General features: G+C 70.9%; 19 protein-coding genes. 12 read left to right on the top strand and 7 right to left on the bottom strand.

Annotated elements, in window-relative coordinates; all coding sequences use genetic code 11:
* Positions 1-44 precede the first annotated feature (44 nt).
* The 7 genes from ACRSBM_RS25170 (at position 45) to ACRSBM_RS25140 (ending at position 5,859) form a co-directional block, all read left to right on the top strand.
* Positions 45-1,700 (top strand): BTAD domain-containing putative transcriptional regulator, encoded by a 1,656-nt coding sequence (locus tag ACRSBM_RS25170; protein WP_434446619.1) that lies wholly within the window; start codon positions 45-47, stop codon positions 1,698-1,700.
* Positions 1,701-1,711: 11 nt separating this feature from the next.
* On the top strand, positions 1,712-2,656 hold the full coding sequence (locus tag ACRSBM_RS25165) for a hypothetical protein (protein WP_434446617.1): 945 nt from the start codon (positions 1,712-1,714) through the stop codon (positions 2,654-2,656).
* 125 nt (positions 2,657-2,781) lie between these two features.
* Positions 2,782-3,372: a helix-turn-helix transcriptional regulator gene (locus ACRSBM_RS25160; protein ID WP_434446615.1), complete on the top strand. Its 591-nt coding sequence runs from the start codon at positions 2,782-2,784 to the stop codon at positions 3,370-3,372.
* 19 nt (positions 3,373-3,391) lie between these two features.
* Positions 3,392-4,036: a winged helix-turn-helix domain-containing protein gene (locus ACRSBM_RS25155; RefSeq protein ID WP_434446614.1), complete on the top strand. Its 645-nt coding sequence runs from the start codon at positions 3,392-3,394 to the stop codon at positions 4,034-4,036.
* A 215-nt stretch (positions 4,037-4,251) separates the two neighbouring features.
* Positions 4,252-4,575: a YbaB/EbfC family nucleoid-associated protein gene (locus ACRSBM_RS25150; protein WP_434446612.1), complete on the top strand. Its 324-nt coding sequence runs from the start codon at positions 4,252-4,254 to the stop codon at positions 4,573-4,575.
* The gene (locus ACRSBM_RS25145) at positions 4,572-4,904 is read left to right on the top strand and encodes a type VII secretion target (RefSeq protein ID WP_434446610.1); all 333 of its coding nucleotides are present in this window, start codon (positions 4,572-4,574) and stop codon (positions 4,902-4,904) included. Before ACRSBM_RS25150 ends, ACRSBM_RS25145 begins: the two co-directional genes overlap by 4 nt.
* Positions 4,891-5,859, top strand: coding sequence for a hypothetical protein (locus tag ACRSBM_RS25140; RefSeq protein WP_434446608.1), 969 nt, complete (start codon positions 4,891-4,893; stop codon positions 5,857-5,859). Before ACRSBM_RS25145 ends, ACRSBM_RS25140 begins: the two co-directional genes overlap by 14 nt.
* Before the next feature lie 53 nt (positions 5,860-5,912).
* Here the strand turns inward: ACRSBM_RS25140 and ACRSBM_RS25135 are convergent, their stop codons facing one another.
* From ACRSBM_RS25135 to eccCa, 3 genes are read right to left on the bottom strand one after another with little or no spacing between them, the layout of a single operon-like run.
* A complete protein-coding gene (locus ACRSBM_RS25135) occupies positions 5,913-7,208 on the bottom strand; it encodes a hypothetical protein (protein WP_434446606.1) in 1,296 nt (431 codons plus the stop codon).
* A gap of 5 nt (positions 7,209-7,213) precedes the next feature.
* A complete protein-coding gene (locus tag ACRSBM_RS25130; RefSeq protein WP_434446604.1) occupies positions 7,214-7,522 on the bottom strand; it encodes a hypothetical protein in 309 nt (102 codons plus the stop codon).
* Positions 7,523-7,536: 14 nt separating this feature from the next.
* Positions 7,537-11,481 carry a type VII secretion protein EccCa gene (gene eccCa, locus ACRSBM_RS25125; RefSeq protein WP_434446602.1) on the bottom strand — a complete coding sequence of 1,315 codons (3,945 nt, stop codon included), beginning with the start codon at positions 11,479-11,481 and terminating at the stop codon, positions 7,537-7,539.
* Positions 11,482-11,631: 150 nt separating this feature from the next.
* Between eccCa and ACRSBM_RS25120 the strand changes: the two genes are divergently transcribed.
* The gene (locus ACRSBM_RS25120; RefSeq protein WP_434446600.1) at positions 11,632-11,964 is read left to right on the top strand and encodes a WXG100 family type VII secretion target; all 333 of its coding nucleotides are present in this window, start codon (positions 11,632-11,634) and stop codon (positions 11,962-11,964) included.
* Between the two features lie 29 nt (positions 11,965-11,993).
* Positions 11,994-12,290 carry a hypothetical protein gene (locus ACRSBM_RS25115; RefSeq protein ID WP_434446598.1) on the top strand — a complete coding sequence of 99 codons (297 nt, stop codon included), beginning with the start codon at positions 11,994-11,996 and terminating at the stop codon, positions 12,288-12,290.
* A 165-nt stretch (positions 12,291-12,455) separates the two neighbouring features.
* On the opposite strand, the gene ACRSBM_RS25110 is transcribed toward ACRSBM_RS25115, so the two are convergent.
* From ACRSBM_RS25110 to ACRSBM_RS25095, 4 genes are all read right to left on the bottom strand, one after another.
* Positions 12,456-14,072 carry a tannase/feruloyl esterase family alpha/beta hydrolase gene (locus ACRSBM_RS25110; RefSeq protein WP_434446596.1) on the bottom strand — a complete coding sequence of 539 codons (1,617 nt, stop codon included), beginning with the start codon at positions 14,070-14,072 and terminating at the stop codon, positions 12,456-12,458.
* 364 nt (positions 14,073-14,436) lie between these two features.
* Positions 14,437-15,033: a TetR/AcrR family transcriptional regulator gene (locus tag ACRSBM_RS25105; RefSeq protein WP_434446594.1), complete on the bottom strand. Its 597-nt coding sequence runs from the start codon at positions 15,031-15,033 to the stop codon at positions 14,437-14,439.
* 116 nt (positions 15,034-15,149) lie between these two features.
* Positions 15,150-15,944 (bottom strand): SDR family NAD(P)-dependent oxidoreductase, encoded by a 795-nt coding sequence (locus ACRSBM_RS25100; RefSeq protein ID WP_434446592.1) that lies wholly within the window; start codon positions 15,942-15,944, stop codon positions 15,150-15,152.
* Between the two features lie 203 nt (positions 15,945-16,147).
* Positions 16,148-17,545 carry a helix-turn-helix domain-containing protein gene (locus tag ACRSBM_RS25095; RefSeq protein ID WP_434446590.1) on the bottom strand — a complete coding sequence of 466 codons (1,398 nt, stop codon included), beginning with the start codon at positions 17,543-17,545 and terminating at the stop codon, positions 16,148-16,150.
* Positions 17,546-17,691: 146 nt separating this feature from the next.
* Here ACRSBM_RS25095 and ACRSBM_RS25090 point away from each other — a divergent pair, with 146 nt between their 5' ends.
* Genes ACRSBM_RS25090 through ACRSBM_RS25080 form a run of 3 tightly spaced genes read left to right on the top strand, consistent with a single transcriptional unit; the run spans position 17,692 to position 20,395 of the window.
* The gene (locus tag ACRSBM_RS25090) at positions 17,692-18,705 is read left to right on the top strand and encodes an amidohydrolase family protein (RefSeq protein WP_434446588.1); all 1,014 of its coding nucleotides are present in this window, start codon (positions 17,692-17,694) and stop codon (positions 18,703-18,705) included.
* The gene (locus ACRSBM_RS25085) at positions 18,702-19,373 is read left to right on the top strand and encodes an iron-sulfur cluster assembly protein (protein WP_434446586.1); all 672 of its coding nucleotides are present in this window, start codon (positions 18,702-18,704) and stop codon (positions 19,371-19,373) included. The genes ACRSBM_RS25090 and ACRSBM_RS25085 overlap by 4 nt, the downstream gene beginning before the upstream one ends.
* On the top strand, positions 19,370-20,395 hold the full coding sequence (locus ACRSBM_RS25080; RefSeq protein WP_434446584.1) for an NAD(P)-dependent alcohol dehydrogenase: 1,026 nt from the start codon (positions 19,370-19,372) through the stop codon (positions 20,393-20,395). Before ACRSBM_RS25085 ends, ACRSBM_RS25080 begins: the two co-directional genes overlap by 4 nt.
* Positions 20,396-20,404 lie beyond the last annotated feature (9 nt).

The raw sequence follows: 20,404 nt of genomic DNA, 5'->3' as shown, positions 1-20,404 counted from the left end.
CGATCGCCACGCCTCACGGGGGCAGCAGCAAGGGGCGTAACCCGATGATCTTCCATGTGCTCGGCCCACTCGAGGCGCACTCCTCCACCGGTGCGGTCGTCGATCTCGGCACCCGCAAGGCCGGAACGGTGCTGGGGGTGCTTCTGCTGCACCCTAACGCCTGGGTGCGCACCGACGAGCTCGTCAGCGCGACGTGGCCGGAACATGCCGCGCCCGCGGCCGCGAAGGCGAACCTGAAGACGTACGTGTCCCAGCTGAGGTGCGCGCTGCCGCCGTTCGGCGAGGAGAACCGCATCGAGGCACGTCCCGGCGCGTACCGGCTCCGCGTCGGCCGGGGTGAGCTCGACGCCGACCGCGCCGCCGATCTGGCGGTGGACGCGCGGGCCGCGATCGAGGCGGGCGACCACGTGGCGGCCGCCGGACTGCTGCGGGACGCGCTGGCGTTGTGGCGGGGCAGGCCGTTCGAGGGCTTGGCGTTCGACGAGGCGTTCACCGCCGCCGGCCGGCTGGACGAGCTGCGCCACGACGTCGAGGAAGCTCTCGCCGAGGTGCAGCTCGCGACGGGCAGGCGCAGCGAGGCGATCGCGACGTTGCGCGAACTGACGGCGCACGACCCGTTGCGCGAGGGCGCGTGGACGCTGCTCGTGCGGACGTTGACCGCGGCGGGCAGGCGCGGCGAGGCGGTCGCTGCTTACCGCGCCGCCACGACGGTGCTCGCCGACGAGCTCGGTGTCGAGCCCGGCCCCGAACTGGCCGCCGCGCTCACCGGTGGCGCGGCGCGTCCTCGCCGCGAGATGCCTCGTGATGTGCCGTTCCTCGTCGGCAGGGCAGCGGAACTCGCCCTGGTGCGGCGGTCTCCGGGTGGTGCGCCGGTGGTGATCGACGGGATGAGCGGTGTCGGCAAGACGGCCCTCGCCGTGCACGCCGCGCACCAGCTCGCCGGTGACTTCCCCGGCGGGCAGCTGTTCGTGAACCTGCGCGCGGGTGCGGTCTCCGTCGCTGACGCGCTGGCCAGGGCGTTGCGCGGGCTCGGGATCTCCGAGGTGCCGGCGGACGTGGACGAACGGGCCGCGCTGTGGCGGTCGGAGCTGGCCGGGCGGCGGGTGCTGCTCGTGCTCGACGACGCGGGTGAGGCGCGGCAGGTGCTGCCGTTGCTGCCGGGTGACGAGGAGACCGCGGTGCTGATCACCACGCGCCGGCGCGGCTGGCGGCTGCCCGGCGAGACGCGGATCTCGTTGGAACCGTTGGGCCGCAAGGACTCGGCGACGCTGCTGTGGCAGACGGCCGGTCGTCGCGCGGGAGCGGAGCCCACCGCTGTCGTGCTGGCCTGCGGTGGACTGCCCAGTGCACTGCTGGCCGCTGCGGCCCGGTTGCTCAGCCGTCCTTCGTGGACCGCCGCCGAACTGGCGTCGTGGTGCGCCGACCCGGGACGGCTGCTGGACGGGCTGACCTCGTCGGCGACGCTCCTCGGCGCCGGTGCCCAGCGGGCGTTCCGCTCGATCGCGGTGCTGCCGCCCGAGTTCGACTGCGCCCAGGCGGCGCACCACCTCGGCGTCGGCCGCCAGGACGCTCGCGCGGTGCTGGAGGAGCTCGTCGACCACCACCTGCTGGACACCCCGGCATCCGGCCGGTACCGCAGCCACCCGCTCGTGCGCGAACTGGCCCGCCGCACGGTTCCCGCCGTCGTCCGGGCCGCTTGAGGGGGTGCGTGATGACCAATGAGCTTCGTTTCGTCGGATGTCAGGTCGCGCTCGTGGCCGGCGCCCTGGCCGTGGGAAAGCCGTGGCCGGTCGCGACCGGGCTCGGTGTGGCGGCGGTCGTGTTGTTCGCGATCAGCGTCGCGCGGCTGCGCGGGGAGTGGCTGTCCACGACGCTGGCCGCCCAGCTGGGGCATCGGCTGCGCGGCCGGACCCACGACGTCGGCAGCCCCGAGCACGAGCCGGAGGCGTTGTTCGACCTGCTGGCACCCGAGGGCCGGCTGCTGACCGCCGAGCTCGGTGACCGGACGGCCGGTCTGCTCAGCGGGCCGTCCGGGCTGGTCGTGGTGGTGCGTCCCGCGCTGACCCCGGCCCTGCTGGCGTTCGAGGCCGAGGGCATGACGGGACGGCTCGTGCTGCACGCCGGACCGGTCCGCGACCGCGCTCCCCGCGGCTGGCTCGCGATCCGCGCCGAGCGCGACTGCGTGGCGTTCGACGACGACGTGCTGCTCGCGATGCTGACGAACACCGTGCGCCGCAAGTTCAAGGGCATGGAACTTCTGTCCGAAGCGGACATTCGCTCGACCGTGGTGGCACTGACCCACACCGGTTCCGGCCGGGGACTGCTGCACGAGAGCTGGGCGTTCTGGCGCGCCGGATCCGTCGTGCAGTCCGGTTTCCGGCTCGCCGGGATCGACGGGATCGGCGAGGCCAGGTGGCCGTTGCTGCGCGAACTGCTCGACGCGGCACCGGGCGTGGCGCTCACCGCGGCCGTCACGACCGGCCCCGGCGGCGGTGCCGTGCTCCGGATCGCCGCCACCACCCACGCCGCGATCACCGGCGCGGCAGCCGAACTCTCGCACGTCGGCGCCCGCCGCGGCGTGCGCCTGGAACGACTCGACGGACGGCACGCGAGCGCGGTCGCCGCCACCTTGCCCATTGGAGGGGGATCACTGTGAACACGCTGTCCTTGGTGCGCTCGGACTCGCCGGCCCTAGGGCCTGTATCGAAGTCCATGTCCGCGACAGCCGGGCCTGAGGCGCGACTCTCATCGAACGGGACTTCGATACAGGCCCTGGCCGGCGTGGAAGCGAAGCTGGCCTCGGCCACCAGCGAGGTGATGATCGCGAGGTCGCTGACCGGCCGTCCCGTGCTGTTCCACCAGGCCGACTACGACAACCTGCGCCGCGGCGTCCGCTACCGCGTGCTGGTGCCCGACCGCGCTCGCACCGCGCACGGCATCTCGGCCCGGCTGGGCGCGCTGGCTCTGGCGGGAGCGGACATCCGGACCATGCCGAAGGTCCCGCTGGACGCGCTGATCGTCGACCGAGCGCTGACCGTGCTGCCCGCCGAGCGCCGCGACTCGGTCGCCGCGTTCGAGCTGGCCAGCGTCGTCACGACCACGGTCGAGCTCTTCGAGCGCGTGTGGCAGGCAGCGGTGCCGTTCACCGCGCCGGTGGCGTCCGCCGGCGAGGTGACGGACCGGGAACGAGAGCTGCTCACGCTGCTGTTCGCGGGCTGCACCGACGAAGCGGCGGCGGCGCGGCTCAACATCTCGGTGCGCACGGTCCGCCGCACGGTGTCCCAGCTGATGGACAGGCTGGGCGCGCGCAGCCGGTTCCAGGCAGGCGCCAAGGCCGCCGACCGCGGCTGGCTGCTCGACCACGCGAGCTGATCCGCTACCGTCGGTCACTGTGCGCGTTCTGGTGACCGAAGACGACGACGACATCCGCTTCGCCGTGGAAACCTCCCTGCGCAGTGCGGGTTTCGCCGTCGACGTCGCCACCGACCTGCCGGCGGCCGACGAAGCGCTGTTCGTGAACACCTACGACTGCGTGATCTTCGACCGGGTGCTGCCGTCCGGGGACGCGTTGTACTACGTGAAGCAACGCCGCCAGGACGGCTGGGCCGCCGCCGTGCTGTTCCTGACCGGGATCAACAACCCGGTCGAGGGCCTGCCCTACGGCGACGACTACCTGGTCAAGCCGTTCGCCATGCCGGAGCTGATCGCGCGGGTGCGCAGCCTGTGCCGCCTGACCGCGGTCGCGCCACCGCCGGTGCTGCGGCACGCCGACCTGGAGCTGGACCTCGGCAGGCGCACCGCCGCCCGCGGGGGCCGGCCGCTGAGCCTCACGGTCAAGGAGTTCACGGTGCTGGAACGCCTCGTGGCCGCGGGCGGGCACCCGGTGCGCCGCGACGACCTGATCGCGGCGGCGTGGGACGCCGAGGTGAGGCCGTCGTCGAACGTGCTGGACGTCGTGATCACGGCGCTGCGCCAGAAACTCGGCCCTCCTCCGGTGGTGCGGACGGTGCGCGGCGTCGGGTACCGCTGCGGCTGAGGCTCGGCTCTGTTCCCGTAGCGCGGACCGAGCCGGGCGTCGCCGGCCACCGCGCCTGACCCAGGCCCGCCCGATCCCCACCCGCCCGGCTTCCACTGTGGACTGATCGCCGCGTCTCCGCATTCCCCTGGCCGGAAGCGGTCATCCCACCCGCCGCGCTCAGCAACCCCAGCAAGCTGAGGTCGAAGCAGAACTCGGCGCGCGCGGGAGGCAGCGTGGAAACACAACAGGTGCAACTGACCTACGAACCTGTGCGGTTCGAGCGGCTGGCGGGGGAGATCCGCGCGATCCAGCGCGAACTCGCCGAGGTCGTCGAGGCCGCGGAGTCCGACGACGGCCTGATCGTCGCGACGGTGAACGCAAGGGGTGACCTGACGGACCTCGACGTGGACCCGCGGGTCTTCCGCCACCCGGACTCGAGGGCGTTGACCGAGGCGATCACCGGGGCCTACCGGTCGGCACGCGCCGCCGCCGACGCCCGTGCGTTCGACCTGACGATGCGGCAGCTGGAGCTGACCCGGAGGGAGAGCCGGCAATGACGAACCCGAGCGACGGCGCGCACATGGAGCCCGATGCCGTCATCGGAATGGCCGCCGGGGTGCGCTCCGCGGCAGAAACCTTCCACAGTGGATTCACGTCGGCGACCGCGTCCGGCACCAGGGGCCTGGGGCAGGGGCCGATGGGTGCCGCGTTCCTCGCCGGTTTCACCCCGGGAGTCCAGAGCCTGAACGAGAAAGCCACGAATTTCGTGCGGGGCGCGGGCGAACTGGCGGACGGCGCGCACCTCTCGGCGCGGGAGTACGAGGCGGCCGACACGAGGGCACGTGACGCGGTGCGGCAGGCAGGTGAGGCCGATGGCCATCGCTGAGCCGGCCAACGAACTGTGGGCCGCCGTCAAGGCGATCGACAACACCATCTGGCCGCCGGACGACGAGGAGGCCGTCAAGACGCTCGCCGAGGACTGGCGCAAGGCGGGGGAGACGGCCCATCTCGCGGGCACGGAGCTCCACAGCGCCCGCCAGGCTTCCGAACAGGCCTGGCGCGACCAGGGCGGCCAGGCGACGGGGCAGCAGCTGGGCAACGGCGTGGTGACGCTCGAGAGCCAGAAGCGCGACTGCGAACAGCAGGCCGTGCTGGCCGACCGGTACGCCACGGCGCTGACCAACGTGAAGACCGCCATCGTGCAGAACATCGAGATGAACCTGCCCGCCTACCTGCAGTACGCCAACCCCATGTACGGCGCGGCCGGTGCGGCGCGGCAGCGGGAGTTCGCGCAGCAGGTCGCCCAGGACCTGAAGGCGTTGGTGGCGGGCCAGGCGCAGGGCCTGCAGGCACCGCCACCGGCGAAGGCGCCGGAGACCGGCACGACCATGGGCACGGTCGGCGACATCGCGGGCATGGTGTCCGCTGTCGCGGGCGGGCTGGCGCTGATCCCGGTGCTGGCTCCGGTCGCGGCTCCGGTGGCGCTCCTGGCGGGCGGCGTCGCGCTCGCGACGCACACCGCGGACATGATCGCCAAGGGCAGCTACGCGGAAGACTGGGTCGGCGTGGCCGGCGACGTCGCCGGCCTGGTTCCCGGGGTGAAGGCGGTGAGCGGCGTCGTCAACGCCGCCGGTGACCTGGCCCAGCTGGCGCCGAAGGGCATGGACGTCGTGAGCAGCGCCTTCGACCTCAGTCTGCAGGCTCCGACGGCGATGGAACTGGCCGGTGCCGACCGGGAGGACGAGAAGTTCTACGCCGGGCTCACCAGCGCCGGCAAGAACACGGCACAGGCGGGTTACGACACCTACGAATTCATCAAGGCCCTGCGCAATGCCACGTGATCTCACGCGAACACTTCGGCCCCAGTGCGAAATGCACTGGGGCCGAAGTGTTCTCAGTGGTTGTACGGCCTGGAGATCGTCGCGCGGTCGGTGTCGCCGGCCTGCCACAGGTCCTCGTCGACCAGCTGAACGCTCTCGCCCTCCGCGTCACGGGTGGCGGGACGTGCCGCGGGGAACAGGAACGACTGCCTGCCGTCCAGCTTCCCCGCCCGGCCACGCAGTTCCGGCGGTACACCGGGCACCGTGCGGGGTGGCTTCGCGTTGCGCCGCACCGGCTTCTCCGCGTCGCCGGGCTTCGGCGCGGTACCGGTGCCGCCCGCTCCACCGGCCATCCCGTGTCCCATCGGGGGAACCCCGGCCATGCCCGGGCTCTGACCGCCGGCACCCCTCGAGCCCGCGGTCGCCGGTAGTTGCGGTGGCGTGCCCGCCGGTGGAACAGCCGCCGCCTGGGCCACGGTGCCGGCGGCCTTGGGGATCGCCACCTGGCCGGGTACCACCGGCCTGACCGGGCTCGGTCCCATGCCGACCGGCGAGACGCCACCGAGCCTCGGCGCCGACGACGAGATCGGCGCGATCGGCGGCAGCGGAGCCACCGGAGTGGGCGGGGGCAGAGGGGAGATCGGCTTGATCGGGGCGAGGGGAGGCGCCGGGGCCGGTGGAGCGGCGCCCGCCAGCGACGGCGCCGGACCTGCCGCTCCCGCACCGGCTCCGCCACCCGCACCCGCTCCGCCGGGGGAAGCCCCTGCCGGAGCACCACCCCCGGCGGCGGGTGCCGCCCCACTCGGAGCCGCACCCGACGGGGTGGCACCGGACGGAGCCGCGCCGGACGCCGCCGGTCCACCCGTCGGCCCACCAGCCGCTCCACCCGCCGGCCCGCCCGCCGCTGACCGGCCCTGCGGCGCAACCGCCTGCTGCACGGCGTGTTCGGCCTTGTGGAACTCCGCACCCATCCTGCGCAGCGCGGCGACCGCGTCCTGCAACGCCTTCTCCATGCCGGCGACGTCGAGGGCCTTCTCCGCGGCCTTGTACGCCTCGTAGGCGGCCATGACGGCGTTGTACTCCCGCTCGATCACGCTCATCAGCGTGGAGAGCACGTTCTGCACGTTCGACCCGACGACCGCGTCCCGGAGTGCCTTGATCGCCGCCGAGCACTCGCGCGTCTTGGCCTCGAACAGCTTCCCCGCGCTGTCCGTCCATCCCGCGCTGGTGTGCGCGGCCGCGCTGTTCAGGCTGGTGTCGGCCTCGCCCAGCACGGTCAGGTACTTCTGCCAGGTCTCGATGCTCACCTGGAGCCGGTCTACGTGTTCCCGCTCGGCCTCGGCCATCCGCATGATCTGCTCGATGTCCATGCCGGTCACCCCTTCCCGGAGATGTGGTCGCTCGCGCGGGCGATCTGGTCGGCCCTCGTCGCGTCGGTGTTCAGGTAGTCGTTGCGGCACGCGGTGGCGACCTGCCGGAACGCCTCGAAGATCTGGGCCAGGTCGGCGAGGGACTTCGTCATCGCGTCACGTGCGGCGATCTCCGTGCTGGTGAACGCCGCGCACTCCGGCACGCCGCCGCCACACGGCCTCGGCTGCCAGCCCGCGACGGCGTCGGCCTTCGGCGGGGTGAGCTGCGCGACGAAGTCGTCGGCCGCTCGTGGTTCGAGATGGGCACCGTCCATTGTGGATTCTCCGATCATCCGGCCGGGGGCAGCCAGGCGAGCTGCACCAGCTGCGGCGCGTGTTTGCGGGTGACGAGCCGGCCCCGGCCCGCGGGCAGGGGTTCGGGTTTGAGGCCGCCGAGCAGTGGGCCCTCGTCCTTGTCGCCGGACAGCAGGAGGCCGGGGGAGCCGACGTCGCGCAGCCGGGAGATGAACGGGGCGAACAGGGCGCGACCGGCGCCACCGGTGCGGCGGGCCAGCACGACATGCAGGCCGATGTCGCGGCCCTGCGGCAGGTACTCCATCAGCGGGGCGAACGGGTCGTCGTGCGAGGTGGCCACCATGTCGTGGTCGTCGATCAGCACGAACAGCTCGGGTCCACGCCACCAGCTGCGGGTGCGCAGCTGCTCGGGCGTGACGTCCGGGCCCGGCAGGCGTTCCGCCATCCCGCGCGCGGTCTCGCCGATCAGGCGTTTCGTGCTCGCGAGATCCGTGCCGTAGCCGATGAGGTGGTCCGAGGTGACCTCGCCGAGCAGGCCACGCCGGTGGTCGATCAGGACGATGCGGGCCTCGCTGGGCGCGTGGCTGTCGGCGATCCGGCGCGCCAGCATGCGCAGGAACGCCGTCTTCCCGGACTCGGCGTCGCCCAGCAGCAGGAAGTGCGGATCGGTCGCGAAGTCGACGTGGACGGGTTCCAGGTCGTGCTCCGCGATGCCGATCGTGAGCTGGAGGTCGTCGTCCTGCGCGGGCAGGTCCGCGTACGGCACGGTCGGCGGCAGCAGGCGCACGGACGGAGCCCGCTCTCCCGGCCACGCCCGCGCGACGGCGTCGACGAGAGTGGCAGAGGCCTGGAAGAGGCCGGTGTCCGCCTCCACCCCGTCCGCGCGGGGCAACGCCATGAGCAGCTGGTGCTTCGACGTCGTGACACCACGTCCCGGCGAGTCCAGCGGCACGTTGAGCGCGGCCGCCTTGTCCACGGTGGTGTCGATCGGGTCGCCGAGGCGCAGCTCCACCTTGCTGCCGAACAGGTCCCTGATCGCCGGACGCAGGTCGAACCAGCGTGAGCACGCCACGAAGACGTGCACGCCGTAGGCGAGCCCGCGTGCGGCGATGTCGGACACCCGGTCCTCGAGGTCGTCGAACTCCTTGCGCAGCGTCGGCCACCCGTCGATCACGAGGAACACGTCACCGAACGGGTCGTCGGCGAACTCCCCGCGCGCACGGGCTTCGCGGTACGCGGCGATGCCGTCGACCTCGTGGTCGGCGAACCTGCGTTCCCGCTCGGTCAGCACCGCCGTCACCTCCGCCACCGTGCGCCGCACGGCCGCCGGGTTCTGTCGTCCGGTCACCCCGCCGACGTGCGGCAGGCCGCGCAGGGCCGAGAGGGAGCCGCCACCGAAGTCGACGCAGTAGAACTGGACTTCTCGCGGGGTGTGGGTCACGGCGAGGCTCGTGATCAGGGTGCGCAGCGCGGTGCTCCTGCCGCTGCGGGGCGCGCCCATCACGACGAAGTGGCCTGCCGCCGAGGAGAAGTCGAAGACCAGCGGGTCGCGCCGCTGGTCGAACGGCCGGTCGACGATGCCCGCCGCCGCGCGCAGCTTTCCGTTGTGCGCGGCCGATGCCGCGCACAGTCCGCGCACGGGGTCCTCGCGCAGCGGCCCCAGCAGGCCGTCGAGTGACGGTGGTGCGGACAGCGGCGGCAGCCACACCTGGTGCGCCGCGGTGCCCTTGCCCTCCAGCCGGTCGACGAGGATGTCGAGCAGGCTCTCGCCGACGGCGTCGTCCTCGTCGGCCACCGGCACCTCCTGCTCGGCGGGCTCCGGGGGAGCGACGTAGGAGGTCGAGTACTCGTGGAAGTCCGGCGTGCGCGGCCGGATCGGCCCGGGTGCCGAGGTGGCCCGCCGGTAGACCCCCGAGACGTAGGCGGACCGGAAGCGCGTCAGCGGTTCGGTGCCGAACTTGAGGAACCCGTGCCCTGGCGCGCGCGGGAGTTCGTGGGCGTCGTTGACACCGAGCACGGTGCGGCTTTCCATCGCGGAGAACGTCTTCAGCGCGAGCCGGAACGACAGGTGCACGTCGAGACCGCGCAGCCTGCCCTCCTCCAGCCGCTGGCTCGCCAGCAACAGGTGCACGCCGAGCGCACGGCCCACCCGTCCTATTTGGACGAACATGTCGATGAAGTCCGGCTTCGCGGTCAGCAACTCGCTGAACTCGTCGCAGATGACGAGCAGCGTCGGGACCTCGGGCAGCGGCGCACCGGCGGCCCGCGCCTTCTCGTAGTCGTGCAGGGACGAGAAGTTCCCGCTCGCGCGCAGCAGTTCCTGCCGCCGGATGAGCTCACCGCTGATCGCGTCGGTCATCCGGTCGACCAGCGGCAGCTCGTCGGCGAGGTTCGTGATGACCGCGCTGGTGTGCGGCAGCCTGTCGAGGCGGTTGAACGTGGCGCCGCCCTTGAAGTCGACCAGCACGAAGTTGAGCGAGTTCGGCGGATGGGTGAGGGCGAGCGTGAGCACCAGCGTCCGCAACAGCTCGCTCTTGCCCGAGCCGGTCGCGCCGATCAGCAGGCCGTGCGGGCCCATGCCGTCCTGCGCGGACTCCTTGAGGTCGAGCTCGATCGGTGATCCGTCCGGCCGCATGCCGAACATGACGCGGAGCCGGTCGCGGTTGGCGCGCTGACCCCACCACCGCGCCGGGTCGAACGTGTAGGGGTCGCCGAGGTCGAGCAGTTCGGCGAGCCCGAGCTCGTGCAACGGCTGCTCACCCCTGGTCGCGGCGGTGAGGCGCAACGGTGCGAGCTGCCGGGCCAGGCCTTCGGCGATCACCGGGTCGATCCCGTCGGCCTGGCCGAGCTCGGTCCGGCCGTCGAGTGTCGTCGCGGTCAGGCTCGCGTCGGCGGCGACGTCGAACACCAGCGCGGTGCGGTCGAGCGAACGCGGTGGTGTGGTGGTGAGATCGATGATCGTCACGCCCTCGACCCCCGCACCGGCCAGAAGCTGCTCCGCACCCGTGATCCGCCCGCCGTCGACGACCACGACCAGGTGCGGGCCGGCACCGCGGGGCGCGGTGGGATCGAACCGGGGGCGTTGCGCGAGCAGGTCGTCCAGCATCGCCTCGACTCCCGCGACGGACGGCGCGACCAGCCGCACCGGTCCGAGCGCGTCGGTCCGGTGCGGGTGCAGCGCGTGCGGCAGCCACTTGACCCACTCCCACCGCGCCCGCGCCTCGGCGTCCACGCACAGCGCCACGCGCAGGTCGTCCGGAGCGTGCAGGGCGGCGAGCTGGGCGATCATCGACCGCACCAGCGCGGCGGACCGCGACCGGTCGCCGCGGACGTGGATGTGGCTGAAACCGGTGACGGCGACGGCGAGCGGCAGCCCGGGTATCTCGCTGTAGGTGGTGATGAACCGCCGCAAGGCCAACGCGGACAACGGTTCCAGCTGTTCGAGCGGCAGCGTGTCCGGCGCGACGAGCGTCGTGGCCGGGCTCTGTGGGCCGACACCGACCCGCGTGACGGCGAAGTCGCCGTCCTCCGGCCTGCGTTCCCACAACCGCGAGCTGGCCACCACGGACTGCAGCGCGTCCGGGTCGGGATGCAGGTAGAACAAGGCGGACCGCTGCCTGCGCACCGTCCTGAGCAGACGGACGCGATGCTGTGCGAGCCGGCGCAGGTACTGGCGCCGTGCCAGCCCCATCTCCCGCTTGCCCGGCCCGGCACCGTTGACGAACGCCATCACCGCCATGCCGAGCATCGCCACGGCGAAGAGCCCGAACACCGCGATGCGCAGACCACCCGCGACACCACCGGAGAACAGGATGAGCATCGCCGCCATGACCGCGATCATCGGCAGCATGCTCACCAGCTGCGTCCACTGACGCCCGGCGGGCGCCGGAATCTCCGGCGGTGCCTCGAGCATCACCTCACCCGCCGGCATCTCCGGTGGTGGCCGGCGCGCCGGCCTCTTCACCGTCACGGTCGCCAAGGTCAACCTCCTCGCTCACGACGTGCGAGGCCGATCCTGACCGAGCGACGGCCCGGTGTGCCGGTGGTGGCAGGAAGGTGCCGCCGGGGTGGGAAAGTCGTTCCGCGCGCCTAGGTTCGCCTTGTCCGTCAAGGGAAGGGGACCATTCCGATGCAGGACCAGGCGCATCTCGATCCGGAAGTCGTCCAGCGCGCCGCTCAGATGGCGAGCGACGTGGCGCAGCAGATCCAGGTCCACCAGCGGCAGCTCGGACATCCGGTGTCGGCGCTGGCCGGCCAGTGGGAGGGCATGGCGTACCAGGCCTTCGTGCCCGTCTACGAACAGTGGGAGCAGGGAGTCACCAGGCTGGTCAACGCGCTCACCAGCCTGGGTGAGAACACCACCGTCGCCGTGGCCACCTACGAGAGCGCCGACCAGTCGAGCGCCTCCGGGATCACCTCCGTCGCCGGGCACAGCCCCTTCGGCGGTGCCCTGCACGCCTGACCACCGTTCACCACCAGGAGGAGATCAACATGGTGATCAAGGGAAGTTTCACCCAGCTCGGCGACGTGACGCAGCAGATCCTCGACACGGCCGCGAAGGTGGCCGGCGAGATGGAGACCTGGCAACGCGAAGCGGGCATCGCGGAGGCGAACTGGCTCGACAACGCGGGTGGCCAGTTCGGCGAGGTGAACGCCGCGTGGAAGCAGGTTTCCACCGCGCACAACGCGATGCTGCAGGCACTGGGCGGCGGCGTCGGCCGGACGAACGACGAGTTCCAGACGATGGTGGCCTCGTCCCGTGGCCGCATCGGCTCCGTCACCATCTGAGCCGGGACGCGACGAAGGGCGCGTCGCCCGCGCCCTTCGTCAGCAGGCAGCGGTCAGCCCGCCAGGTCCGGGAAAGCCCGGGTCAGCGGGCTTTTCCGTACGCCCGAAATCAGCTTCGTTCGATGGTCTTTCCCGCACGTCGGTCTGGCAGGGCTTGCCGCATTGTCACCGTGCGGCGCAGGTGAAGGACTTGGCGTTGTCGACGTCGCCGGTGCCGTTGTACTTCGGCCAACTGGGGAACATGCACAGCGGCCTGGTGCGGCCGGGAACGCCGGCGTCATCGGTTGCCACGATGTCGTTCGCCGGGTCGGTGCCCTTCTCCACCCAGTTCTCGATCGTCGCCAGCTGGTCCCATTCCGGCATGAAAGCCGACGAGAATCCGTGCTGGGCGCCGGGGACCTCGTAGTACCGGACGAACGAGTCCACTCGCGCGGACCCCATCGTCGCCTGCACGCGCGAGTAGTAGTGCGCGTTCGTCCTGGCCGCCGGCTCGGCACTGCCCGTCCAGAGGAGGAGCTTTCCTCCACTGTGCTTGAAGGGCGACAGATCGGTGGTGTTGGAGAAGAGCCTCGAATGAGCCTCGATGCGCGAAGCCAGTCCGCCTCCGGTCGCGATGTCCATCGTCAGGGTGTTGAAGTTCGGATCTTTCGCGATCATGTGGCGAATGACGCCGTCGGCCAGCCACAGGGACATCTGCTGGGTCGGCGGGAACGCGGGCGGCGTCGAGCCGTACGCGCTGAGCTGGATCAGCATCTGCTTGTGGACGGCGTCGGGCACTCCGCCACCGTGGTCGGCGAGGTAGGCCGGCTGGCCGGGGATGCTCGACTGGCCCGTGCCGATCACGTAGGACAGGGACTGGGGATCGTTGATCTTCTTCAGGGCGGCGAGCTGGACGTCGGACAGGCACGTGTCGCCCGTGTCCGCTCCCTGTGGGCACCTCAGCGTGGCGGGGTCGAACTCGGTCTCGCAGGCGCGGGTGTTGCTGATCACGCCGTCCTTCGCGCCGTCGAGCCCGTCACACGCCGCCAGCACGCCGGTGTAGAGGGTGTGGCGCTTCGCTTCGTTCAGCCAGGCTCCCGGCACGGCCACCGCTTGGGCGGCCTTGAGCTGGTCGAGCGCCACCGCGGTGACGTTCCAGCCCGCCGCGCCGGCGACCACGCCGTCCCAGTCGTCCGGCCAGCGCTGCGCGACGGCCAGTGCCTCGCCCCCGCCCTTCGAGTAGCCGAGGAAATAGGACTTGCGAGGTCCGTGGCCGTAGTGGGCGCCGATCAACTTCACCGCGACGTCGCGAGTCTTCTTCAGGGCATCGCCGGCGTAGTTCCTGAGGGCCTCCTCGTTGGCGCCGAAAGCGGCAGGATGTATCCCCGCCGCGTTCTGGTGCCCGGAGTCGCTGGAGAACACCGCGTAGCCCCGGCTGAGCGGAAGCGGCTGCTTCTGGGAGCCCCAGAGGTTCGACGCGTTCGTGAGTGGCGGGACGAACCCGTTCAGACCGGCGCCGCCGAGCATCGCGGCCTTGCCGTTCCACTTCTCTGGAAGCGCCAGCTGGAACTTGATGTTCGGTGCGGCCGGATCAACCGGTTTGATGTCCCCGGAAACCAGGCAATGGGCACCGTAGGCCTGGTCCCCGGTGCCACCGGCGCTCGCGGAGACCGCCGAGGAGACGGTGGCACCGCCGGTCGGTAAACCGATGGCATTGGCTGCGATCTTGACCCCGACGAGGTCGGGACATTTCTTTCTGGTGCCCGCGTTCACCTCACTGCTGAAGATGGAGGAGCTGGTCATCGGAACTGCGAGTGCCGTGACCATCAGTGTTGCGGTCAAAGCAATGGATGACCTGTTGCGTTTGAAAGAAAAGGGCATACGAACATCCTGTTCAGCCTTGGTCAATTACCGATTCATAGGCAAACCCGCCTCCGTGGCGACCTCACGGCGGGCGCATCGTCGAGCCTGTTGGCGCGCAGCGGCGATCGGCTGGCATCAGGCGTCTAGTTGGCAGTCTATGCCAGATTGATCGTGAGCGTCAAGGCAGATGTCTGTCGCAAGTGGACTGGACCGAGAGAGTGCTCGGACGCGCAGTGGAAGAACACGACGCGGACTCGTCCTGCTTCAGCCGTCGTGCCTGGGACTTTTTTCGGACTTCCGATGTTCAGCCGCGGACGGCGGCGAGCATCTCCTGGTAGACGGCGAACGGGTCTGCCTGGCCGCCCTGGCGCACCCACAGCTCCGACGCGGCGTCGACGCACGCGAACACCGTGGCGATGATGCCCACCGTGCGCGGATCGGGCGCCGAACCCGACTCGATGCCCATCCGGGCCTCGATCACGGGCACCAGCGCGGCCTGCCACTTCAGCCGCTTCTCGTAGTACCGCGACCGCAACGGCGGGTTGTCGAAGATCAGCGTGGTGATCTCCAGTACCTGTTGCGGCGTGTGGTTCGCCGACGTGATGGCCGCGAACCCGGCGAGCAGCGCGTCCCACGGCGACACTTCGGCGGGCTGGGCCTCGACGGTGCTGACCAGTAGCCGCCCGAGGCCGTCCTGGTCGCCGCAGACCAGGTCTTCCTTCGTGCCGAAGTAGCGGAAGAGCGAACGCTGGGACACACCCGCCTGTTTGGCGATCTGACCGACGGTCACGGCTTCGTAGCCGTGTTCGGCGAACAGTGCCAGTGCGGTGTCGACGATCTCCGCGACGACAGCCTGACGCGACCGGTCCCACAACGTGGTCGGCTGGCGCGATGTGTCCATTGCTCTCAATCGCGGTTGGCGGCGGCCTTTCTGGTCGCTCGAGTCAGGTACATGATGTCTTGGTCGACGGTCGAAGTCGAACGCGCTGAGGTGTGGTGGCGCTCAGCTGGTCCGGCTCAGGTGGCGGGAGCGACCATGCGCGCGATGATCTTCGCGACGAAGGTGCTGGACATGAAGTGGCGAGTCGCGAATGCCGTCACCCTGTTGCTCCGGCCCACGATGACACTCGCCGGGGTGGTCTTGCGGTCGAGCGCCGTCAAGGCGGTGGTGACGACGTCCTCCGCGGTCCGCAAACGGGTGCCACCGGCGGCTTTCTCGCTGCCGGCGACGTCGAAGAACTCGGTGCGGGTCGCACCCGGCGACAACGTCATGACGCGCAGCCCGGTGCCGCGCGACTCCACCCACAGCGCTTCGGTGAAGCTCAGCACGAACGCCTTGGTCGCGCCGTAGACCGACATCATGGGGCTGGGCGCGTACGCGGCCATGCTCGCGACGTTGACCAGGAATCCGTCGCCTCTGGTGCGCAGCTGCCCGATGAACGCACGGCTGATGTCCACGACCGCGGTGACGTCGACCGCGATCTCCTGCTTCAGGCGTTCGGGGTCCTCCTCGTGGAACGGGCCGTACGTGGCGAAACCCGCGTTGTTGATGACGCTGGTGACCGTCACGCCGATGTGTTCGGTTTCCTCGACGAGCCGTGTTCCGATCCCTTGCTGGCTGAGGTCTGCGGCGACCACGTGCACCTGCACGCCGTGCGCGGTGCGCAGCTGTGCCGCCAGCTCCTCCAGGCGATCTTTGCGGCGGGCGACCAGCACCAGGTCGGCTCCGCGGCGGGCAAGCTGCTGGGCGAACTCGGAGCCGATGCCCGCGCTCGCGCCAGTGATCAGCACGGTCTGCTTCTTGTAGTCCATGCTCGGCACTATATGCCAGGCTGGCAGTCGCTGCCAAGATGTCGCTCCATGCCGCACCGGACCGCTCGATTCGTGAGGGCCGTGGCGATAACTACGTCGAGATGACCGGCGAGTGGAAGTCCTGATCACCGGCGAAGCCCTCGGCTGACCCGAATCCCTCCGGACCCGCACGCCGGTTCCGGAGAGGCTGGCCGGGAAGCCGCTCAGCCCCGCAGCTGATCGACCTTGATGCCGTACTGCGCCATCTTGCGGTAGATCGTCGCCCGCCCGATGCCCAGTTCGGCCGACGCCTGCGCGATCGTCGCGCCCGGTGCGGTCAGGCACCGCACGATCTCGTCGCGTTCGAGGGCCTGCAGCCTGCTCAGGCGGTGGCCGACGCTGGTGAACACCTCGGCGGGCAGGTGCTGCACGTCGATCACGTCCGAGCGGGCGGCGGCCGTGCGCACGACCTGGCGCAGCTGCCGGGTGTTCTCCGGCCACTCGTAGGACCGCAGTGCTCGGGTGGCCGCCGAGGTGAACGTGACCTCGCGGCCCCGGTCGCGGTGGGCGAAGTAGTGGGCCAGCGGCAGGATGTCGTCCGGGCGGAAGCGCAACGCGGGAACCTCCACCACGAGGTCGACGAGCGGTGCGAGGGCCTCGGGCAGGGCTTCGGTCGCGGTCAGCACGAAGCCGGTCAGCAACGGCGCCAGCGCGGAGGCCGCCCAGGCGGGCAGCGCGTCCACGTTCGAGACGACCACGCAGGTGTCGGACTTGCCGAGTTCCGGGGTCCACAGCCGCAGCCACGTGCCGACGTCGTCGGGGGCCGGTGGGCGGGCGTTGAGCAGGCGTTCGCGGGGGTGGACGGCGCGGCGCGCGTGCGTGGCCAGCGCCGTCTTGCCCGCTCCCGGTTCGCCCACCACGGCGACCACCCGGTCCTGGCGCAGGGCCTCGACCGCGGTCGCCACGGCGGTGGCCCAGGGCGCCGACAGCCGCGGCGGCTCGATCCGGTCGGCGTAGACGCGGAACACCTCGCCGCGCGGGGTCGGGCGGGCCTTGCGGCCGGAGGCACGGGCCAGCATCAACGCCGCCGTGGTGCCCGCCGCGGCCTGGGCAAGCGCCAGCAGCAGGTCCGAGGACTCCTCCGACCAGGTCGTGAGGTTCACGCTGCCGGCCAGCGCGCCGGAGACCGGGTCGAGCACCGGCACCGCCGCACACGTGTACCCGCGCAGTCCGGTGCAGTAGTGCTCCTCGGCCCGCACGAGGGACGCCGTGCGGTCGGCGAGCGCGAGGCCGAGACCGTTCGTGCCGGCGTTGGCCTCGGCGAAGTAGAAGCCCGGTGCCAGGTGGACGCGGTCGAGCGAGCGGACGATCGCCGTGTCCGTGCACAGCCTGGACAGCACCAGGCCCTCGCTGTCGGTGATCATCAGGCTGATGGGCTCGTTGGACAACGTGGCGTGCAGGCCGCGCAGCACCTCGTGGCCGCATTCGTAGAACAGCGAGGTCGTGTCGACCGTGCCGGTGAAGACGGGCAGCACCTCGTCCTCCGGCACGCCGTACCGCTCACTGCGCAGCCACGACGCCCGCAGGCGCTGCGGGATCGCGGCCAGCTGCCGGTCGTCCACGTCGACCTCCTTGTCGAGTGTTCGACCCCAGCGTACGACTCGCCGGCCCGTCGCCCGCCGGTCGCGCTGTCTCAAAGTGAGACACGCGGTGGGTGCCTGAGCTGCGCCGATCTTCCTACGGTCTGCCCCAACCACTGGAGGTAGCCATGTACTCGAAGGACGGCGAGAACTACTTCATCGTCGACGCGCACGTCGCGCTCTGGGACGCCCGCCCGGAGAACCAGCGCAACATCCACGGCAAGCAGTTCATCGACTGCTTCTACGACTACCACCGCAACCTTTCCCCCGCCGAGGAGGTGTGGCCGTACGAGGAGTACCTGTACCAGGGCGGCGAACGCCTGATGAAGGACCTCTTCGCCGACGGGTACGTGGACCACGCGATCTTCCAGCCCGCCCACCTGGGTGCCTTCTACCACAACGGTTTCGGCCAGACCGAGGAGGCGTTCGCGCTCGCCTCCCAGCACCCGGACAAGCTCACCTACAACCACTGCTGGGACCCGCGGCGCGAACAGAAGGGGCTCGACGAGCTCAAGCGCGACGCGGAACGGTTCGGGCTCAAGGGCGTGAAGCTCTACACCGCCGAGTGGTACGGCGACTCGCGCGGCTGGCGGCTGGACGACCCGTGGAGCTACCGGTACCTGGAGACCGCGCAGGACCTCGGGATCCGCAACATCCACATCCACAAGGGCCCGACGATCCGGCCGCTCGACCGCGACGCGTTCGACGTGGCGGACGTCGACCACGCGGCGACGGACTTCCCCGAGCTCAACTTCGTGATCGAGCACTGCGGGCTGCCACGCCTGGAGGACTTCTGCTGGATCGCCACCCAGGAACCGAACGTGCACGCGGGCCTCGCGGTCGCGATGCCGTTCATCCACACCCGGCCGCGGTACTTCGCGCAGATCATCGGCGAGCTGCTGTACTGGCTCAACGAGGACCGGATCCAGTTCTCCAGCGACTACGCGCTGTGGACGCCGCGCTGGCTGGTCGAGCGGTTCGTCGACTTCCAGATCCCGGAGGACATGACCGAGTACGCGCCGCTCACCGTGGCGCAGAAGAAGAAGATCCTCGGTCTGAACGCCGCCCACATGTACGACATCCCGGTGCCCGCGGGGCTCGATGTCGCGCCGCTCGAGCAGGAGGCGGTGTCGGTCGCATGACGGAGACCCCCGTGGTCGAGGCGGCCGTCTGGAAGGCCCTCGACGAGGTGATGGACCCCGAACTGGACGAGCCGATCACCACGCTCGGGTTCGTCCGGTCGGTCGCGCGGGCCGGCGACGTGCTGACCGTCCACCTGCGACTGCCGACGGCGTTCTGCTCACCGAACTTCGCCTACCTCATGGCATCGGACGCGAAGGACGTGCTGCGCGACCTGGCACCGCACGTCATCGTGGTGCTGGACGACCACCACGACTCGGACGTGATCAACCGCGGGATCGCCGCGGACGCCGGGTTCGTCGGCACGTACGGCGAGGAGGCGTCGCGGGACCTGGCCGAGCTGCGGCTCACGTTCCAGCGCAAGGCCCACGCGGCGGCGATGGAACGGGCCGTGCGCTCTGTGCCGCTGGAGCGGCTGAGGTCGTTGACCCTGAAGGACCTCCCGGCGAGCCGCGCGACGGAAGCGTTGCGACGCAGGCGGTCCGCGCTCGGGTTCGACTGCTCCGCCGACGCGCTCGTGCTGGTGGACGACAACGGTGTGCCGTTGCCGACGGGGGAGTTGCCGCTGCGGCTGCGGTTCGCCCGGTCGGTCGGCATCTCCATCGAGGGCAACGCGCACTTCTGCCGCGGCCTGCTCCGCACCCGTTACGCAATGGAGGGAACGTCATGAAGGCCGTCCAGGTAGTCGGCTACCACAGGCCGTTGGAGCTCACCGAGGTCGGCGAACCCGAGGTCACCAGCCCGTTCGACGTGGTGGTGCGCATCGGTGGCGCGGGCGTGTGCCGCACCGACCTGCACATCCTCGAAGGGCAGTGGGCGGAGAAGTCCGGCGTGACGCTGCCGTACACGATCGGCCACGAGAACGCGGGCTGGGTGCACGCCGTCGGCTCGGCCGTCACGAACGTGGCCGAGGGCGACAAGGTGATCGTGCACCCGCTGATCACCTGCGGCCTGTGCCGGGCCTGCCGCAGCGGTGACGACGTGCACTGCATCGCCTCGCAGTTCCCCGGCATCGACACCGCCGGCGGCTACGCGGAGTACCTGAAGACCTCGGCGCGCAGCGTGGTGAAGATCGACGACGCCCTGGAGCCGTCCGACGTGGCCGCCCTGGCCGACGCGGGCCTCACGGCCTACCACGCGGCGGCCAAGGCGGCGCGCCGCCTGCGTCCCGGCGACCGCTGCGTGGTGATCGGCGCCGGCGGCCTCGGACACATCGGCGTCCAGGTGCTGAAGGCGTTGACAGCGGCCGAGATCGTCGTCGTGGACCGCAACCCGGACGCGGTGAAGCTGGCCTCCGCGATCGGCGCCGACCACGGTGTCGTCGCCGACGGCTCGCACGTCCCGGCGGTGCTCGACCTCACCGGCGGCCACGGTGCCGAAACGGTGATCGACTTCGTCGGCGAGGGCGGCGCGACGCGCGACGGCGTGGCGATGCTGCGCCGCGCCGGCGACTACCACGTCGTCGGCTACGGCGAGAACATCGACGTGCCGACGATCGACATCATCTCCACCGAGATCAACCTGATCGGCAACCTCGTCGGCTCCTACAACGACCTGTGCGAGCTGATGGTGCTGGCGGCGCAGGGCAAGGTCACGCTGCACACGCAGAAGTACCCGCTGGAACGGTTCCAGGACGCGATCGACGACCTCGACGCCGGACGGGTGCGGGGGCGGGCGATCCTCACCCCCTGACCGGGCTCG

The sequence above is a fragment of the Lentzea xerophila genome, assembly GCF_051094245.1.
Lineage (GTDB): Bacteria > Actinomycetota > Actinomycetes > Mycobacteriales > Pseudonocardiaceae > Lentzea > Lentzea xerophila.
This window is presented reverse-complemented; position numbering and strand designations above follow the sequence as displayed.

What these genes read in the sequence shown, in the direction of transcription:
- ACRSBM_RS25120 (WP_434446600.1), top strand. Translation starts at nt 11,632, where the DNA reads ATGCAGGACCAGGCGCATCTCGATCCGGAAGTCGTCCAGCGCGCCGCT.
- ACRSBM_RS25140 (WP_434446608.1), top strand. Translation starts at nt 4,891, where the DNA reads ATGGCCATCGCTGAGCCGGCCAACGAACTGTGGGCCGCCGTCAAGGCG.
- ACRSBM_RS25170 (WP_434446619.1), top strand. Translation starts at nt 45, where the DNA reads ATGATCTTCCATGTGCTCGGCCCACTCGAGGCGCACTCCTCCACCGGT.
- ACRSBM_RS25110 (WP_434446596.1), bottom strand. Translation starts at nt 14,072, where the DNA reads ATGACCAGCTCCTCCATCTTCAGCAGTGAGGTGAACGCGGGCACCAGA.
- ACRSBM_RS25165 (WP_434446617.1), top strand. Translation starts at nt 1,712, where the DNA reads ATGACCAATGAGCTTCGTTTCGTCGGATGTCAGGTCGCGCTCGTGGCC.
- ACRSBM_RS25090 (WP_434446588.1), top strand. Translation starts at nt 17,692, where the DNA reads ATGTACTCGAAGGACGGCGAGAACTACTTCATCGTCGACGCGCACGTC.
- ACRSBM_RS25100 (WP_434446592.1), bottom strand. Translation starts at nt 15,944, where the DNA reads ATGGACTACAAGAAGCAGACCGTGCTGATCACTGGCGCGAGCGCGGGC.
- ACRSBM_RS25135 (WP_434446606.1), bottom strand. Translation starts at nt 7,208, where the DNA reads ATGGACATCGAGCAGATCATGCGGATGGCCGAGGCCGAGCGGGAACAC.
- ACRSBM_RS25130 (WP_434446604.1), bottom strand. Translation starts at nt 7,522, where the DNA reads ATGGACGGTGCCCATCTCGAACCACGAGCGGCCGACGACTTCGTCGCG.
- ACRSBM_RS25080 (WP_434446584.1), top strand. Translation starts at nt 19,370, where the DNA reads ATGAAGGCCGTCCAGGTAGTCGGCTACCACAGGCCGTTGGAGCTCACC.
- ACRSBM_RS25085 (WP_434446586.1), top strand. Translation starts at nt 18,702, where the DNA reads ATGACGGAGACCCCCGTGGTCGAGGCGGCCGTCTGGAAGGCCCTCGAC.
- ACRSBM_RS25145 (WP_434446610.1), top strand. Translation starts at nt 4,572, where the DNA reads ATGACGAACCCGAGCGACGGCGCGCACATGGAGCCCGATGCCGTCATC.
- ACRSBM_RS25105 (WP_434446594.1), bottom strand. Translation starts at nt 15,033, where the DNA reads ATGGACACATCGCGCCAGCCGACCACGTTGTGGGACCGGTCGCGTCAG.
- ACRSBM_RS25115 (WP_434446598.1), top strand. Translation starts at nt 11,994, where the DNA reads ATGGTGATCAAGGGAAGTTTCACCCAGCTCGGCGACGTGACGCAGCAG.